Genomic DNA, 20676 nt, shown 5'->3' with positions numbered 1-20676 from the left:
GGCAGTTTTCAAATTTTTTTTACTTCTTTATGCATAAAAAGAAAAATATGAAAAAAGTTGTATAAAAACTTGGTTTTTCAAAATGGTGTCCTTTAATGCCTCTAAATACGATCAGTTAGCTAGTAGCAACGGAGGCTGTAATGGCAGGCGAAAATAACCAAAACAACCAAAATGAAGATCTCAATGACGCGGTAGAACAGACGGACACGAACGACGCGGGTACGCCCTCCCAACAGCAGAATCAACAAAATCAACAGAACACGATTGCGTCGACGGTAGCGACGGGTGCTGAAAATACCGACGCGGCAGACGAAGTGAACCAAGCGTTGGAAGACAATCCAAGTGGTGCTGGTAATACAGAAGAAGCAGCAGCTTCTGGTGCGGCTGTTCAAGAAGAGACGCCAGAAAGCGATGGAGATTCAGATGCAGCTCAATCTAATGTAGTCGGTGGTGCGGCTTCGGAAGCAGGCTCGGATAATGCTGCTGGCAGTGGTGGCGGAGAAGGTGCTGGCGCTCAAGCCGTAGGTGGCGATAACGCAGAGGCTGCGACAGGTGGAGCCGACGCTGAGGGTAATGAAGAACAAGGCCAAGCAGCACGTACATCTGCAGCGCCGAGTGCTACATCTTCTGAATCGGATGGCCAACAAGTCGATGATGACCTCGATTCACAGACAGTCGAAGAGACATTTGCCGTTGATGTTCAAGCTTCAGATGAAGAGACAATCAGTGAAGTAGAGGATGACTTTGATTCTGAGACAGTAAGCGAAACGTTCAAAATCCAAGTCGAAAGTGAAAATGATGCGCCAGAAGCAGAACAAGATCTGGCTTACATCATGGATGAAGATGGATCCATAACATTTACTCAAGAACAATTACTCGAATACGCAAGTGATGTTGATGGTGATGAGCTTGTTGCTTCAAACGTTCAAGTCGGCGCAGATGCAACGGTTCAAGATAATGGTGACGGTACATTCACAGTTGTACCTTCCGCTGACTTTAATGGCGAGCTAGACCTTACTTTTGATATCAGTGACGGCCAAGAAACCATAAGTAGCGCAATTGATTTAACGGTTCGTCCTATTAATGACGCACCTGTACCAGAAGATAAAACGTTTGAAATAGAAGAAGACGGCACGCTTATCTTCACTGATGCCGACTTGTTAACAGGTGCGACAGACATTGAAGGTGACAACCTGTCTGTTGAAGGCGTTACCTACGATGGCAGCGATGGCATTCTTACTGATAACGGTAATGGCACTTACACCTTTGCGCCAAACGAGAACTTCAATGGTGACGTAAACTTCAGCTTCGATGTGTCTGACGGTACCGATACTGTATCAGCAAATATCGATGTGAGCGTTACCGCGGTTGATGATGCGCCAGTGTCGGGCGACCTTACTTATTCAGTAGATGAAGATGGTTCGATTCGTTTGAGCCAAGAGCAACTGCTGTCTCAAGCATCTGACGTGGAAGGCGATGATCTAACTGCTAGTGGCCTAACGGTTGGTGGTGATGCAACCGTTACTCAGAACGACGATGGAAGTTTTACCATCACGCCAGACGAGAACTTCAATGGCGACATTGATATCAGCTTTGATATCTCAGATGGCACTAACACGGTTCAAGCTTCTGCCGATTTAACCGTTAACCCAATCAATGATCTGCCAGTTCCTCAAGATCAACAGTTCAGCATTGAAGAAGACGGTACGCTGCAGTTTACTGATGCAGACCTGCTTACAGGCGCAACCGATATTGAGGGTGATGATCTCACGGTTGAAGGCATCAGTTATGAAGGGACTGATGGGGTACTGACAGACCATGGTGATGGCTCATACAGCTTTGCGCCAAATGAAAACTTCAATGGCGACGTAAACTTTAGCTTCGATGTTTCAGACGGCACCGATACGGTGTCTGCAAACATTGATGTTAGCGTGACTCCAGAGAACGATCCGCCAGTTGCTGGCTCTACGTCTTACACAGTTAATGAAGACAATTCGATTACCATTTCTGATGCACAACTATTGGCAACATCTTCAGACATCGAAGGTGATGTATCGATAGACAGCGTGACTTACTCGGGTAGTGATGGTGTCCTTGAAATCAACGGTAACGGTACTTACACCTTCTCGCCAAACGAGAACTTCAATGGTGAAATTGCTCTAGATGTAGTGGTTGCCGATGAAGAAGGTGCAACCGATGCGACAACTGCGGGTATCAGCGTACTTGAAGTGAATGATCCGCCAGTCGCAGGCCCAACGTCTTACACCATTGATGAAGACTCAGTACTGACCTTCAGTGAGTCACAAGTGCTACTGAATGCTTCTGATGTAGAAGGGGATGTTGAGCTTGTTGGTATTAACTACAACGGCCCTGAGGGTATCTTCTCAGTAAATGGTGATGGCACTTGTAGCTTCGCTCCGAATGAGAACTTTAATGGCCAAGTTCAGCTTGATGTCACCATTCGTGATGAAGACGGTGCAGAAGTTGAAACCGTCATCAATGTTGACGTGTTACCAATCAATGATGTGCCAGTGTCTGGTGATTTGGCTTACAGCGTTAACGAAGATGGTTCAATCACACTGAGCCAAGATCAGCTGTTGTCTCAAGCGTCCGATGTAGAAGGCGAAGATCTAACCGCGAGCGACCTAACGGTTGATGGAAACGCAACGGTAACCGCTAATGATGATGGCAGTTTCACCATTGTTCCAGATGCGAACTTCAATGGTGACGTTGATATTCAATTCAACATCACGGATGGTACTGACACGGTTCAAGCAACCGCCGATCTTACGGTTAATCCAGTTAATGACTTGCCGGTTCCTCAAGATCAACAATTCAGTATTGCAGAAGACGGTACGCTGCAATTTACAGATGCTGATTTACTTACCGGTGCCACCGATATTGATGGCGATGACCTCACCGTAGAAGGCATCAGCTACACAGGCGGTGACGGTGTATTAACGGACCATGGTGATGGTACTTATACCTTTGCACCAAACGAAAACTTCAATGGTGATGTCAACTTCAATTTCGATGTGTCTGATGGTACAGAAACGGTTAGTGCAAACATTGATGTGAGCGTGACACCTGAAAACGATCCACCCGTTGCGGGCTCTACCTCGTACATGGTCAATGAAGACAACGCCATCACAATTTCTGATGAGCAATTGTTAGCAAACTCTTCTGACGTTGAAGGCGCGGTATCGGTTGATAGCGTGACCTACAGTGGCACCGATGGTGTGTTCCAAGACAATGGTGACGGCAGTTATACCTTCTTTCCTAATGAAAACTTCAGTGGCGATATCAGCCTTGACGTTATTGTTGCTGATGAAGACGGTTCGATTGATGAGACCACCGCGGGCATTACCGTTCTAGAAGTGAATGATCCACCGGTCGCAGGTCCAACGTCATACACCATTGATGAAGATTCGGTACTGACGTTCAGCGAATCTCAGATTCTAGTGAATGCCTCTGATGTTGAAGGTGATGTAGAACTAGTCGGCATCAATTACGATGGGGAAGACGGTATCTTCACTGTAAATGGTGATGGTACATGTAGCTTTGCACCAAACGAAAACTTCAATGGTCAGGTTCAATTGGGTGTGACCATTCAAGATGAAGATGGTGCGACGGTAGAGACACTGATTAATGTTGATGTACTGCCAATTAACGATCCACCAGTATCGGGCGATTTGGCTTACACCATCAACGAAGACAGCTCAATCACACTAAGCCAAGAGCAGCTACTGGCGCGAGCTGGTGATATTGATAGCGAAAACCTAGAAGCTATTAACCTTTCGACCGATGAAAACGCAACCATCCAACAAAACGACGATGGTAGCTACACCATTACACCAGACGCTGATTACAACGGCGAATTAGACCTGAGTTTCGATATCATCGATAACGATGGTGGTGAGGTTCAAGTCGGTCTTGATATCACAGTGAACCCGTTGAATGACTTGCCACAAGCGCAAGATCAACAGTTCACGATTGAAGAAGACGGTACGTTACTATTTACCGATGCTGACCTACTTGCAGGTGCGTCAGATATTGATGGTGATGAGCTGTCGATTGAAAACGTGCTCTACACGGGCGCTGATGGTGTTCTTAGTGATAATGGTGACGGCACTTACAGCTTTGCACCAAACGAGAACTTCAATGGTGATGTTCAATTCTCATTTGATGTTTCTGATGGCACGGGTTCAACAGCCGCCCATATTGATGTAAGTGTAACGCCGGAGAACGATCCTCCTGTAGCGGGCTCGACAGCTTATACAGTTCAGGAAGATGGCCAAATCACGATCAGTGATGAGCAATTATTAGCGAACTCTTCAGATGTAGAGGGTGATGTTGCTCTATCGAGCGTTACTTACGCTGGTGACGATGGTTCGTTCGTTGATAACGGTAATGGCACCTACACCTTCACGCCAAATGAAAACTTCGACGGAGACATCTCACTAGATGTTGTCGTCGTTGACGAAGACGGTGCAACGGCGACAACGACAGCGGGCATTGATGTCATTGCTGTCAATGACGGCCCTGAAACGTCCGGTATTGAAGCAGAAGTCGACGAAGATAATTCAATCACTATTACTCAAGAGCAGCTGCTTGCAAATGCTACTGACGTTGAGGGTGATGAGTTAACGGCGTCTAACCTGCAAACCAACGACCCTGACGCGACAATTGTTGCTAATGACGATGGTTCATTCACCATCACGCACACAGAAAACTTCAATGGCGAGTTGGACTTCACATACAGCATCAATGATGGTGACAATGAAGTTCTGACCACTCTCGATCTAACGGTTAATCCAGTTAATGATGCGCCAGAAGCGGGCGAAGAGATCTTCATCCAAGCGCAAGAAGATCAAACGGTTGGTGTGACGCTTCGTGAAGAACCTGCACTACGTTTAGACCAAGCGCCAGAAAACGGCATCATTGAAGCGAATGTTAATGATGAGTGGGTGGTGCTGGAAGTAGGGCAAGAAGTACCGGCTGATACAGAAGTACGCTTTGTTCCAAGTGAGGGGGCTCTTGCTGAAGGCACACATACTACGCAAATTGGTACCTTCGACGATAACGCTAGCGTAGACGATTGGGGTACAGAAGTTGACCCTTACACTCGTGAGTTCTCGGATGGTGATTTAACGGTTACGGTTCAAAGTAACGATGAGCCGCTTGGTGCTTGGAATGGTAACACCCACATAGGTCACGGCCTTGGTGATACCGATCGCCAAGGGTTGAGTGGTGATGAAAAACTGACTATTTCAGTTGAAGGTCAAGACATCAATGAAATCAGTTTCCACCTAGATGGTTTAGGTGGTTGGTTCATGGAAGAATCGCGTCACTTTACGGAAGTAGAAATCAAAGCGTTCAATGAGGACGGTGACCTAATTGACTCGATGACTTACCACAAAGAAGACCGTGGTACTTTCGAGACAGACTACACGTTAACGGTTGACCAACCAGTGTCTTACTTTGAACTCGGTACAGTTCAAGGGAATGGTACTTATGTTGTTCAAAATATGACCGTGTCACAAACTTGTCATGATGAAGCCGTGTTCACATCGATTGGTGTAGACGGTTCAGAAATTACCGAAACGGTTGAGTTGAACATCCACGCGGGTGACAACGAAATTGAGCTAACGGCTGATCTTCCTAATATCACTATCGATACTGAAGGTTCTGCCCAGTTTGCTTCGGTTGTGATTACCGAAGAACAACTACTGGCACAAGCATCAGATATCGATGGCGATGATCTTGATATTCAAAATCTTGAGCTGGTGGGTGAAAACTCAGAGCATGCAACACTGACTGACAACGGTGATGGTACTTGGACGGTGACACCAGATGAAAACTTCTACGGTGAAATTGAGCTAGGTTACCAAGTTTCTGATGGTGAACTGACTGATGACAACATCATTAACATCAACTTTGAGTCGGTGAATGATGCGCCAATCGTTTCTGGTCCAATGGTTTTATCGACAGACGAAGACCAAGGTATTACGTTCAGTGCTGATGATTTACTGGCGAACACCACAGATGTAGAGGGTGATGCGCTGTCTATTTCTGACATCACTTACGGTGGTGATGACGGTGATTTAGTCGACAATGGTGATGGTACATTTACCTTCATGCCGAATGAAAACTTCAATGGTGAAATCGACATCGACTACAAGGTGTTTGATGGTACTGATGAAGTTGCAACGCACCTAGACCTAACGGTTGTACCGGTCAATGATGTGCCAGTTCCTGGTGAGCCATTGCACACCCAAATGCTTGAAAACGGCTCCATGATCATCGAAGCGAAAGACCTATTGTCTGGTGCGACCGATGTTGATGGCGACATTCTTCATGTTGAAAACCTATTACTCGCAGACCAAACGCAAGGTACATTAACGGATAATGGCGATAACACGTTCACCTTCGAGCCTGCAGAGAACTTCTCTGGTGAAGTGAATCTGACCTTCGATATCAGTGATGGTCAAGCAAGCGCGCCGAGCACTGCAAGAGTAGACGTTGAAATTGTCAACGAAGGCCCTGAAGTGAGCGGCCCAATTGAAGCCGCTGTTGATGAAGATGGTTCAATCACTATCACTCAAGAGGATCTGTTAGCGAATGCAACCGATGTAGATGGCGATAACCTTGAAGCGGTTAACTTTGCCACCAACGATCCAAATGCGGTTATCGTAGAAAACTCAGACGGTAGTTTCACTATCACACCAAGCGCAGACTTCTTTGGTGAGATTGAGTTTACTTACGATGTCACAGATGCGATTGAGACAGTTGCAGCCGACCTTAACCTAACCGTAAATCCTATCAACGATGCTCCAGATGTGCCGGACATGTCTTTCACTACGGAAGACGGTCAAGCGATCACCATTACAGAAGCTGAACTATTAGCACAAGCGACAGATATTGAAGGTGATGAGCTTTCCGTACTGAACGTGACAAGTGCGAGTGATACGGTAGATGTGACAGACAATGGTGATGGCACATACACATTAACGCCAGATCAGGGCTTCTTCGGCAATGTTGACTTAACGTTTGATGTAAGTGACGGCACCGATGTGGTGGCTGCAAACATCGACCTAAAAGTTGAGTTCGTTAATGATGCACCAGAAGCAACACCAATGGTTGCGGATGTCGACGAAGACGGTTCAATTCTCGTTACACAAGCGATGTTGTTGGAGAACGCGAGTGACCAAGATGGTGATGAACTGTTTGCGAGCGCGCTAGAAACCAACGATCCGAATGCAAGTATCGTAGATAATGGCGATGGTACTTACACAGTAACACCTTCGGAAAACTTCAATGGTGATATCGCATTCACCTATGAAGTGAGTGATGGTGAACTCAGTACCGCCAATGACATGACATTGACCGTGAATCCGGTGAATGACATTCCAATTGTTGCCCCAGGCATGTACCACATCGAAGAGGATGGCAGCATCCTCTTCACTCAAGAAGATCTATTGAGCGGTGCGATTGATATTGATGGCGATGACCTTAGCGTTACCAGCATCAATTACTCTGGTGATGAAGGAACAGTAACCGATAATGGTGACGGCACGTTTAGCTTCGTTCCTGAAGAGCATTTCAGTGGTGATCTGCAGTTCAGCTTTACTGTGACAGACGGTACGGATGAGGTTGAACAAGACCTTAACGTTCATATTGAAGCAGTCGCGGATGCACCGGATCTTGTGATAACCGATGGCGACGGAGTTAACGTTGATGACCAAGCTATTTTGGTTGAGCCTGGCGGCATTGTTGAACTGAACATTGCAGCGGCGCTTGTCGACCAAGACTTGTCTGAAACACTTACCGTAACGGTAGATGGTGTGCCAGAAGGTTCGGTTATTCAATACGATAACGAAGGCGTTCTGAATGACCAAGAGAACGGCATCACCAGTTACAACGACACTGAAATTACAGTAACGTTTGAAGGTGAAACTGCGGGATACCAAAACGCAGCGGGTTACTACAAAGTTGACGAAGACGGCAACATCACAGGTGTTGAAGTTGTTTACGAAAACGCGTCACAAGTTGGCGGTGGCGGTGACCTTGTTCCAGGACAAGACCAGTTCAGCTTCCAAGTTGAAGAAGGTGAAAGTTTCAATCTGTTCTTGATTCCAAACGGACATCAACACAATGACTTTGACGCGATGCAGGAAGGTCAGTACGAGTTCCGTGCAGCGGATGGTTCACCAGCGAATATGGATACGGTTGATCCTCAACTTGTATTTGTTGCTGCCGATGGCACTGAAACTGTCGTTCAAGGGCAGAATGGTGATGCGATCTTCCATGGTGGTTCAAGCTCTCAGCTAAACCAAGATGGTATCGAGCATACTCGCACCACGGTTAATGAAGACGGCGAGCTAGTTTACGGCTTTGAAGATCTGTATGGAGGCGGTGACGCTGACTACACAGATTTCAACTTCACAATCGATGTGGGTGAAGTGAACAGCCAAATCTACAGCGGTGAAGTGACGGTTGGCCCTGATGGTACAGTGAACTTACCAACAACGGCTATCGAAAATTCACTACAAATCCAGTTACCAGAAGACTTCAACGAACAGCTTGAAGTTCATGTAACTGCAACCGCAACAGAGCTATCGAATGATGATTCTGAAACGGTCTCTCAAACTATCTACATTAACGCGACAGGGGCGCACATTGAGCACGCGCCTGAAGCTCTGCCTGTTGCAGCAACAGTAGAAGAAGATGGTTCTATCACCATTACGCAAGAAGACTTGTTAGCTAATGCTCGTGATTTAGATGGCGACCAACTAACAGCGCTTAACTTAGCGACTGATGACGACAGCGTAACAATCACAGATAACGGGGATGGTACTTACACATTAACGCCAGATGCTGACTTCAATGGCGATGTTAGCTTTACGTTTGATGTGTCTGATGGCGATGATGTTGTCTCTACCAATCTAGAGCTAACGGTTTCACCAGTGAACGATGGTCCAGAAGCACAAGACCAAGCATTCACAGTCGGTGAAGATGGCGTGTTAACGTTCAATGACCAAGACCTATTAACAGGTGCGACGGACATTGAAGGTGACGACCTAAGCGTTGAAGGTGTGACTTACACTGGCGTAGATGGTGTTCTAACCGATAATGGCGATGGTACATACAGCTTCGCGCCAAACGAAAACTTCAATGGCGATGTAAACTTCTCGTTCAATGTATCAGATGGTACCGATACGGTAACCGCAAACATTGATGTCAGCGTGACGCCAGAGAATGATCCTCCAGTGGCGGGTAGCACGTCTTACACGGTTCATGAAGACAACTCCATTACGATCAGTAACGAACAATTGTTAGCGAACTCTTCAGATATTGAAGGGGAAGTAGCGATTGATAGCGTGACTTACAGTGGTAGTGATGGTGTGCTTGAAATCAACGGCAACGGCACATACACCTTCTCTCCAAACGAGAACTTTAATGGCGAAGTTAGCCTAGATGTGGTTGTTGTAGATGAAGACGATGCAGCCGTATCGACGACTGCGGGCATTACGGTTCTAGAAGTCAACGATCCGCCAGTTGCTGGCCCAACGTCTTATACTATCGATGAAGACTCGGTATTGACCTTTAATGAGTCTCAAGTTCTGCTGAACGCCTCTGATATTGAAGGTGACGTACAACTTTTTGAGATCAACTACGACGGCCCAGACGGAATCTTCTCAATCAATGGTGACGGCACATGTAGCTTTGCACCGAATGAAAACTTCAACGGTCAAGTCCAGTTGGATGTGACCATTCAAGATGAAGACGGCGCTCAAGTTGATACTCATATTACGGTTGATGTCCTACCAATCAATGATGTTCCAGTATCAGGAGACTTGGCATACAGCGTAGAGGAAGACGGTTCGATTACCTTGAGCCAAGAGCAACTTCTTTCTCAAGCTAGCGATGTAGACGGAGACGACCTTACTGCTTCTAACTTAGTGGTTGATGGAGACGCGACAGTTGTTGTTAACGATGATGGTAGCTTTACCATTACGCCAGATGCGAACTTCAATGGCGACATTGATCTCACGTTCGACATTAGCGACGGTACCGATACGCTGGTTGCGACGGCTGACCTCACCGTTAATCCAGTTAATGACCTTCCACAACCGCAAGACCAAACGTTCAGCATTGGCGAAGACGGCGTCTTGAACTTCACTGACGAAGACTTGCTGACAGGGGCGACCGACATTGATGGGGATGACCTATCGGTTGAAGGCGTTACTTACACAGGTGCGGACGGTGTTCTTACTGATAATGGCGACGGAAGCTACAGCTTTGCGCCAAACGAGAACTTCAATGGTGATGTGAACTTCAGTTTTGATGTGTCAGATGGCACGGACACGGTTCAAGCCAATATCGATGTGAGTGTGACACCAGAGAACGATTCACCTGTTGCGGGTAGCACGTCTTACACCGTTCATGAAGACAACTCAATTACCATCAGCGACGAACAGTTACTTGCTAACTCTTCGGACATTGAAGGTGATGTGGCAGTCGATAGCGTGACTTACACTGGCGCTAATGGTGTCTTTGAAGACAATGGTGACGGTACTTACACCTTCTCGCCAAACGAAAACTTCAACGGCGAAGTTAGCCTTGATGTTGTCGTTACCGATGAAGAGGGCGCAACTGAAGCGACCACCGCGGGTATTACTGTACTTGAGGTGAACGATCCACCAATCGCAGGCTCAACGAGCTACTCAGTCAACGAGGACGAAGTTATCACCATCAGTTCAGAGCAACTGTTGGCGAACGCTTCTGATATCGAAGGTGAAGTGGCGATTGATAGCGTTAACTACACAGGCTCAGACGGTATATTTACTGACAATGGTGACGGAACATTCAGCTTCGCACCAAACGCTAACTTCGATGGCGATGTAAGCCTTGATATTGTCGTTACTGATGAAGAAGGCGCAACCGTAGCAACCAACGCAAGCATTGATGTTCTGCCTGTTAACGATGCTCCGGTATCGGGTGACTTGGCGTACAGCGTGGACGAAGATGGTTCTATTACCTTGAGCCAAGAGCAATTACTTGCTCAAGCGAGTGATGTTGACGGCGATGACTTAACAGCGGCTAACCTAACCGTTGGTGGTGATGCGATAGTTACAGCAAACGATGATGGTAGTTTCACTATCACGCCAGATGCTAACTTCAATGGCGACATTGATTTGAACTTCGACATTACCGATGGCGATGCGACGCTTCAAGCAACGGCTGATCTAACGGTCAACCCAGTTAATGACTTGCCAACAGTCGGTGAGCCACAATTTGTGACTCAAGAAGACACCAGCTTTACCTTCACAGAAGAGCAACTGCTGCAAAATGCGGGCGACATTGATGGCGATAACCTATCGGTTGAAAATGTGGCTTCAGATAGCGGTACTTTGGCTGATAACGGCGACGGTACTTACACATTCGCACCGAATGAAAACTTCGACGGCAATGTAAATGTGACGTTCGACGTGAATGACGGTACAGCGACAGTACCAGCAGAAGCGACGATTGATGTTCAATCTGTTGTTGATATGCCAGAGCTGTCGATTGCGTCTGACCTAGTGATTGCGTCAGACAACTTCGAGTCTGGCTCAAACGGTTGGAATACCGGTACTGAAAGCTCACAAGGCTTCGAATCAGGTGACATGCTAGGTCGTATTGGTGGCACTGGTGGCGATGAAGCTGTCAGCAAAACTTACGACATTCCAAGTGATGTGAGCGAAGTTAATATCTCGTTCAGTTTCTACGAAATTGATTCTTGGGATGGTGAGTCATTCCAAATCTTTGTCGGCGGCGAAGAGCTTACCTCGTTAGATAACTCAGCCTTCCGTACCGAAGATGGCACGACAACGTTGTACGACTCAGCGGGTAATGAAGTCGGTGAAGTCGTTCATGGCGTATCGCAAGGTGAAGGTTTCAGTGGTTGGAACGACCAAGCGCACCAAATCAACCTAACGGTACCCGTTGAAGACGGCCAACTTGAGTTAGGCTTCGGTTCAACCTTGAACCAAGGTGTGAGTGATGAGTCGTTTGGCATCGATAACATTGAAATCACAGTGTCTGACGCGGATTACCAAATCATTGGTACCGAAGACACACCTGTACCACTTGATATTGATGCGGCGCTTACTGATACCGATGGTTCAGAAAACCTTGCTATCTTGATTGAAGACGTGCCAGAAGGCAGCTCGCTTTCTGCAGGTGCTGATAACGGTGATGGCACTTGGTCATTGCAACCTAGCGAGCTAGAAGGGCTAGAGTTTATCCCTTCAGGTGACTTCAATGGGGATGTGGTTCTAACCGTGAATGCGACGTCGACTGATGTTGATACGGGCACCACCGCAACGGCAACACAAGATGTGACGATTCATATCTCGCCAGCGAACGATGCTCCAGAAGTTGATGGTGACATCAGTGCTGTGACAGCCGAAGATAACAGCATCACGCTAACTCAAGAGCAGTTGCTAGAGCACGCTGTCGACATTGATGGTGATGACCTATCAGCAATCAACCTAACCACCAATGATGAAAATGCGACCGTTCAAATGAACGACGATGGCAGCTTCACCATTACACCGAGTGAAAACTTCAACGGTAATATCGAATTTAGTTACGATGTCACCGATGGGGAAGACATGGTCGCTGCTGGCCTAGACTTGACGGTAACACCTGTCAATGATGCGCCAGAGCCACAAGACCAAGCATTCACTATTGGTGAAGATGGGGTTCTTAACTTCACTGACGCTGACCTGTTAACGGGTGCGACGGATGTTGAAGGTGATGACCTAACAGTCGAAGGTGTGACATACACGGGTGCTGATGGTGTGCTTACCGACAATGGTGACGGAAGCTACAGCTTTGCGCCAAACGAGAACTTCAATGGTGATGTGAACTTCAGCTTTGATGTGTCAGATGGCACGGATACGGTTCAAGCCAACATTGATGTGAGTGTGACGCCTGAGAACGATCCACCAGTGGCGGGTAGTACGTCTTACACAGTGCATGAAGACAACTCAATCACGGTCAGTAACGAACAGCTATTAGCTAACTCTTCAGATGTTGAAGGTGAGGTTGCGATTGATAACGTGACTTACACTGGCAGTGACGGTGTGTTCGAAGACAACGGTGACGGCACTTACACCTTCTCGCCAAACGAGAACTTCAATGGTGACGTGAGCTTAGCGGTTGTTGTTACCGATGAAGAAGGGGCAACAGAAGCGACCACCGCGGGAATCACTGTACTTGAGGTGAACGATCCGCCAATCGCAGGCTCAACCAGCTACTCAGTCAACGAAGATGACGTTATCACCGTCAGTGCAGAGCAACTGTTGGCGAACTCTTCTGATATTGAAGGCGAAGTGGCGATTGATAGTGTTACTTACACAGGCGCTGACGGCATCTTTACTGACAACGGTAACGGCACATTCAGCTTTGCACCGAACGCAAACTTCGATGGCGATGTTAGTCTCGATGTAGTGGTGACAGATGAAGACGGTGCGACAGTAGCCACCAGCGCAAGTATTGATGTTCTTCCAATTAACGATCCACCAGTATCGGGTGACTTGGCATACAGCATTGATGAAGATGGTTCGATTACTCTGACTCAAGAGCAGTTGCTATCTCAAGCCTCTGATGTGGATGGCGATGACCTGACCGCAAGCAACCTAAGCGCAGGCGATAATGCAACTGTTGTTGATAATGGCGATGGCACCTTTACGGTAACGCCAGATGCGAACTTCAATGGCGATATCGACCTAAGCTTTGATATTTCGGACGGTACTGAGTCAATTGTGGCGAACGCCGATCTGACGGTAAACCCAGTCAATGACTTGCCAACGACATCTGATGTTTACGCGAACGTTGATGAAGATAATGTCATCACTATCACGCAGGAACAGCTACTTGCGAATGCCGCTGATATTGAGGGAGATGACCTTGTCGCTTCCGACTTAACCTTAGTGGGTGACGATGCAACGATTGTCGATAATGGCGATGGTACGTTCTCTATCACTCCAAGCGAAAACTTCAATGGCTACATCGATGTTGCCTACAGCATCAGCGATGGCGACACACCAATTGCCGCTAACTTAGGCTTGACCGTTGACCCAGTTAACGACGCACCAATTGTTTCTGCTGATGTGGCGATAACCATTGAAGAAGATGGTTCATACACCATTACTCAAGAAGAGCTCCTACAATTCGCGACTGACATCGAAGACGATGACATGACCGCAATTATTGGAGAGCAAGGCGATGAAACGACCGTTACCGGTACTGTGTTGGATGCTGAAACTGGCAATCCAATCGCAGGTGCGGATGTCACGCTAACCGACAACGCAGGTCATTCTTACACGGCGGAGACGGATCAATCCGGTAACTACTCTGTGAGCGGTCCTGTTGTTGACCAAGGTACCGTCACTATTGAACAAGAAGGCTCAATTACTAGCAGCTTCCTAGTTCCAGCAGGCGAAGATACCAATGGTGGCGTGACTGCAATATCTGAAGTCCTTGAAGAAACAGATATGCGTATCGTGGTCACATGGGGTGACAGTCCACGTGATATGGACAACCACCTATGGCTCTACGATACAGAGAATGGCAGTGAGCTAGACCATATTTACTATCGCGACATGAGCCATGATTTGGGTGAAGGTAATGTCGTTCAGCAAGATGTAGATGACACGAATGGCGGTGGTCCTGAAACCATCACTATTCCAAATTATCAAGATGCTGACATGCACTATTCAGTACACAACTACACCAGCAGAAGTTGGGATGTGGATGGTGTTGAAGATGTACAGGTTCAGGTATTTGTTGGCGATACATTGGTTGAAACCTTTAGCCCTGATTTATCTGAAAGCCCATCGGGTGACCACTGGCATGTATTCGATATCGTGAACGGCGTTATTGTTCCAAGCCAAGATGTAGGCACTCAAAATGCATTTGACTTGCCAACGGCAGAAGAAGCGCTCGCGAATGAAAACGGCATTGATATCTCTGAATTGCTAACCGGCGAGGAAGGTGATGATTCTGGTGAAACGGGTGGTAATGAACCAAGTGTTGGAGATGTTTCAATTGAGAACGCTCTTATCACTGATAATGGTGACGGTACTTACACCATTACTCCGGAAGAGAACTTCAACGGTGAATTCTCCATTAGCTACAACGTGGACGATGGCAACGGAGGGGTTACACCTGCGGAACTTGACGTTACCGTAACAGCAGTTAATGACCTTTCGGTTATTTACGACCATGACTACACCATCAATGAAGATGGCTCATTAACCTTCACTGATGAGCAGTTACTCGCTGGTGCAACGGATATCGATGGCGACGACCTTTCTGTTGAATCTGTTAACTACGAAGGCACCGAAGGTGTGTTTACGGATAACGGCGATGGCACTTATACCTTCGCTCCAAATGAGAACTTCAATGGCAGCGTCGACCTAACTTACGATGTTAGTGACGGTACGGATGTTGTATCGGCGAATATTGATGTTCAAGTTGTGCCAATCAATGACGTACCGGTAGCAGGTTCTACAACTTACAGCGTTGAAGAAGACGGCAGTATCACCCTAAGCGATGCACAGCTTCTAGCGAATAGCTCGGATGTTGAAGGGGAAGTGTTTGTCAGCGATGTAAGCTACAGCGGCACTGATGGTGTATTCACTGATAATGGTGATGGTACTTACACCTTTGCTCCAAACGAAAACTTTAACGGTGACATCAGTCTTGATGTCTCTGTTATGGATGAAGATGGCGCAACCGCTGAAACAACCGCTGGCATCGACGTGATTGCCGTCAATGACCTACCGGTTGCAGGTTCAACGACCTACAGTGTTGACGAAGATAGCGTGATTACTATTTCTGATGCGCAGCTTCTTGCAAACAGCTCAGATATTGAGGGTGATGTATCCGTTAGCGATGTTTCCTACTCAGGCGCTGACGGTATCTTCACCGACAATGGCGATGGTACTTACAGCTTCGCACCAAATGAAAACTTCAATGGTAATGTCAACCTAGATGTGACCGTTGCTGATGAAGAGGGTGCAACGGCTGAAACCACTGCGGGTATTGAAGTTATCGCGGTTAATGATGCTCCAGTATCTGGCGATTTGGCTTACTCAGTGGATGAAGATGGTTCAATCACGCTAAGCCAAGCACAACTGCTTGCTCAAGCATCGGATGTGGACGGCGATGATCTTACCGCTGCGAACCTAACCGCGGGTGATAACGCTACCGTTACGGCAAACGATGATGGTTCATTTACTATCACACCGGATGCCGATTTCAATGGCGATATTGACCTAAGCTTCGACCTTTCTGATGGTACTGAAACGGTTGTGGCAACGGCCGACCTTACTGTGAATCCAGTGAATGACATCGCGGTTGTAGAAGATGTCGCTTACACCATTGAAGAAGATGGTTCACTTACCTTTACAGACGAGCAACTGCTAGCGGGTGCCTCTGATATTGATGGTGACGAACTTTCAGTTGCTGATGTGTCTTACACTGGCGCAGAAGGTGTGTTCACTGACAATGGCGATGGCACTTACACCTTTGCACCGAACGAGAACTTCAATGGTGACGTAAGTCTGGACTTCTCAGTATCTGATGGTACAGAGACGGTTGACGCAAACATCGACGTAACGGTAACAGACGTTAACGATGCACCAGTGGCAGGCGCAACGTCTTACCAAATGAACGAAGATGGCACCATCACATTGAGCCCTGAGCAGTTGATTGCTAATAGCTCCGATGTGGACGGTGAAGTGTCGCTTGATAGTGTGAGCTACTCAGGTGCAGACGGTATCTTGGTTCAAAATGAAGATGGTTCGGTAACGTTCGCACCAAACGAAAACTTTAACGGCGACATCAACCTTGATGTGACGGTTATTGATGACGACGGTGCAACGGCTCAAACCACCGCTGGTATTGAAGTTATTGCTGTTAATGACGCACCAGTGGCCGGAAACGTGGCTTACTCGGTTGATGAAGATGGTTCAATTACGCTATCTCAAGAGCAGTTGCTGGCTAACGCATCCGATGTTGATGGTGATGCACTAACCGCAAGCAACCTATCTGCAAGTGACAATGCGACTGTAACAGCGAACGATGATGGTTCATTTACTATCACTCCGGATGCTGACTTCAACGGCGACATAGACCTAAGCTTCGATGTTTCAGACGGTATCGAGACAGTCCAAGCTGGCGTAGACCTAACCGTTAACCCAGTGAACGACTTACCAACGGCTGCTGACCAGAGCTTTACCGTTGAGGAAGATGGTACGTTAACCTTCACTGACGCTGACCTACTAGCAGGCGCTGCGGATATTGATGGTGATGACCTGTCTATCACTGATGTGTCTTACACGGGCGCAGAGGGTGTGTTCACTGACAACGGTGACGGCACTTACAGCTTTGCTCCGAACGAGAACTTCAATGGCGATGTAAACCTTGGCTTCACCGTGACTGATGGCACTGAGACAGTCGATGCCAATATTGATGTGACGGTAACGGATGTTAACGATGCACCAGTGGCGGGCTCTACGTCTTACCAAATGAATGAAGATGGCACGATTACAATCAGCCCTGAGCAGTTAATTGCTAATAGCTCTGACGTTGATGGCGAAGTGTCGCTTGAAAGCGTGACTTACTCAGGCTCTGACGGCACCTTGATTCAAAACGATAATGGGTCTGTGACCTTCACACCAAACGAGAACTTTAATGGTGATATCAGCCTAGATGTGGTTGTGACCGATGATGACGGTGCAACTGCAACAACAACGGCAGGAATCGAAGTTCTGGCTGTGAACGATGGACCTGAATCTGAGGATGTGAAACTAACTACAGCCGAAGACAGCACCATTCTTATCACACAAGATATGTTGTTGGCTCAAGCTACCGACATCGATAATACTGCAGACGAGCTGTCGGCTTCGGGTCTACAAATCGACCCTAGCTTGGGTGAGTTGCTAGACAACGAAGATGGTACTTGGTCATTCACTCCAAACGAGAACTTCAATGGCGATGTGCCAATGACGTTTAACGTTAGCGATGGCCAAGAGACAATTTCAGTCGACGGCAACATCGATGTCACGCCAGTGAATGATGCACCTGAAGCACCAATGATTGAGATGCAAGGCGAAGAAGATGTGGTCATGGTGATTGACCCAGCTTACATCGCGGATCAAGTGACAGACCTTGATGGCGACGATATCAGCATTGAAAGCATCACAGTTCGAGCTCCAGCGAATGCGACCTTAACTCAGCAACCAGACGGCATGTATCACTTAGTGACTACGCAAGACTTCAATGGCTTGGTAGAACTGGGTTATCAAGCGACTGACGGCGAAGAAGTGGTTGATGGCTCGCTGAATGTGGATGTCATTCCGGTTAACGACGCACCATTCAATGTCGGCAACGCAATGATGACCACAGACGAAGATGGCGCGTTCACCTTCGATGCTGGCGACTTGATGAACTTGTTCGGTGACATTGATACCGCTGACCTTGTTGTTTCTCGCATTATCACCGCAGACGGTGAAGATGGCGGAGAAGTAACAGACAACGGTGATGGTACTTGGACATTCACACCAACAGGCGACTTTGCGGGTGTTTCTGACCTACAAGTTGTCGTGAGTGACGGTGAGTTTGAAACCGTTCTCGATGTTCCTGTGTTCGTACGTCCTGTCGCAGATGGCGCGGTTATTTCAACTGACCATGACGGTCCATTGGTGTTCGGTGAGGATGAAACCGGTCACTTAGGACTGAATGTTGGCCTAGTCGATGATTCAGAAACACTAAGTAATCTAGTGATGACAGGTTTCCCTGTTGGATTCGAGGTAACAGATGGTGTGAATACCGTGATGATCACCGAGCCGGGTCAATACATCGACCTGTTCGATTGGGATATCTCAAACATTCAAATGACGCCTCCTGAAGACTTCCATGGTGAGTTCTTCGTAACCGTAAGTGCAACAACCGTTGATTACGGAGATGAGCCGGAAGCGTTTGATGATGGAATCGATTCAGGTGATTTCGAAACTGTAGCGGGTGATTCCATAATCCTAACGGAGGACGACCTAATCGGATTGGCTGAGAATGTGGATGCAGACAGTGATGATGAAGTGAAACTGGTTCATCTTGCTGACCGCAGCCAAGGTGAGATTGTCGATAATGGCGATGGCACTTGGACGTTCACACCAGCACCAGGCTTCACGGGCGAAGCAGACATTGCGTACGTAGTTGATAAAGATGGCGTGCTTCATGATGAGCAAACTGGCGTAGTCGTGAAAGAAGGCGACTCACAAGAGAATGCAGCACCAGAAGTTAACAGCATCACAACGACGGAAATCGCAGCGGATGCAATCTTGTCGTTCACTGATGAAGACATGTTAGCGAACCTGAGCGATGCAGAAGGCGATAGCATGAGCATTGAGTCAGTAAGCTTGATGGAAGGTCAGGGCGTAATTGAGAGCGATAACCAAGGTAACTATCAATTCACACCTGCTGAAGACTACACCGGTGATGTTCAAGTTGGATTTATAGCGACCGATGGCGAAAATCGCATCGAAAGCTTCTTCAATGTGGATATCCAAGGCGGAGATGAAGCAGCGGCGAGTGAAGGTTATGCCTTAGCTGATGATGGTTCACTAACTATCACGGATGCACAGCTGGTGGATGAGTTGGGCGTGAGTGATTCTGCACAAGTTGTTGATGTTGCAGACGCGAACGATGCTGGCTTCTTTGCCGAATCAGGTGAAGGTGAGTGGACTTACTGGCCGAACGAAGACTTCGATGGCAACTTAGCGATGAATGTTGAAGTTAACGACGGCGGTGAAGTATCAAGTCATAGCTTAAGCATTCAAGTTGAAGATGATTCAGTACAAAGTGATGAACCACAAGTCCAAGCTGCTCAAGCAACAGAAGAGCAACAAGTGGAAGTGGCTCAACAAGCTGATGACCAAGCTCAAGATGCTGAAACTGAAGACAGTACAGCAGATGTAACCGCGGCACCGGGTGATACCATCTCTATCTCGATTCCAGATGAGGTAAGTGGTAACGAATCGGTTGATTACGCTGATATGTCTGGCTTACCTGAGGGCGCTACTGTGAGCAACGCACTGGATAACGGTGATGGTAGCTTCACAATCAGTGGCAACCTAGAGCAGCCTGTATCTGTCGAACTACCAGAAGGTTACGAAGGTACTAGCGAGATCCAATTCCAAGGTTACGACGAATTGGGTAGTTCAATAGACGGTGCTAGCGGTTCTGTTGAGGTTGAGGTCGATGATCAATACACCATGCAAGGTTCTACTCAAGAGCAGCAACCAGACATGGCAGGTATGGAATCTGGTGGCAGCGACTGGACAAGTTCAGGTGGTCAAGATCAAGGTGTTGACTTCACGGACGACTCTGGAAGCTTCGATTCAGATTCTCAAACTGGAACCGATCAAGGCAACGACTTCGACCAAAGCTCGATTTAATCGAGAGTGCTTAGTTTTAATCTAAACCGACATTTAGTCTAAACCAACAAGCAGATAGGGCAGCGTAATGTTGCCCTCGTTAAAGCCATGCAGACTCGCCTTTGCGTGGCTTTTTTATTTGCTTTTGTCTCGCTAAATAAACTTGAGAACAGATAAAAATGTC

General features: G+C 47.4%; 1 protein-coding gene. It reads left to right on the top strand.

Annotated elements, in window-relative coordinates; genetic code table 11:
* The first annotated feature begins 140 nt into the window (after positions 1-140).
* On the top strand, positions 141-20513 hold the full coding sequence (locus tag ACED25_RS01535; RefSeq protein WP_371694478.1) for a tandem-95 repeat protein: 20373 nt from the start codon (positions 141-143) through the stop codon (positions 20511-20513).
* Positions 20514-20676 lie beyond the last annotated feature (163 nt).

This window comes from Vibrio sp. 1F263, from assembly GCF_041439035.1.
Lineage (GTDB): Bacteria > Pseudomonadota > Gammaproteobacteria > Enterobacterales > Vibrionaceae > Vibrio > Vibrio tasmaniensis_A.
Note: the sequence above shows the minus strand (reverse complement) of the source record. Positions and strands in the feature narration are given on the sequence as shown.

Bases quoted from the DNA above. Each gene is read 5' to 3' on its own strand.
- ACED25_RS01535 (WP_371694478.1), top strand. From the start codon at position 141: ATGGCAGGCGAAAATAACCAAAACAACCAAAATGAAGATCTCAATGAC.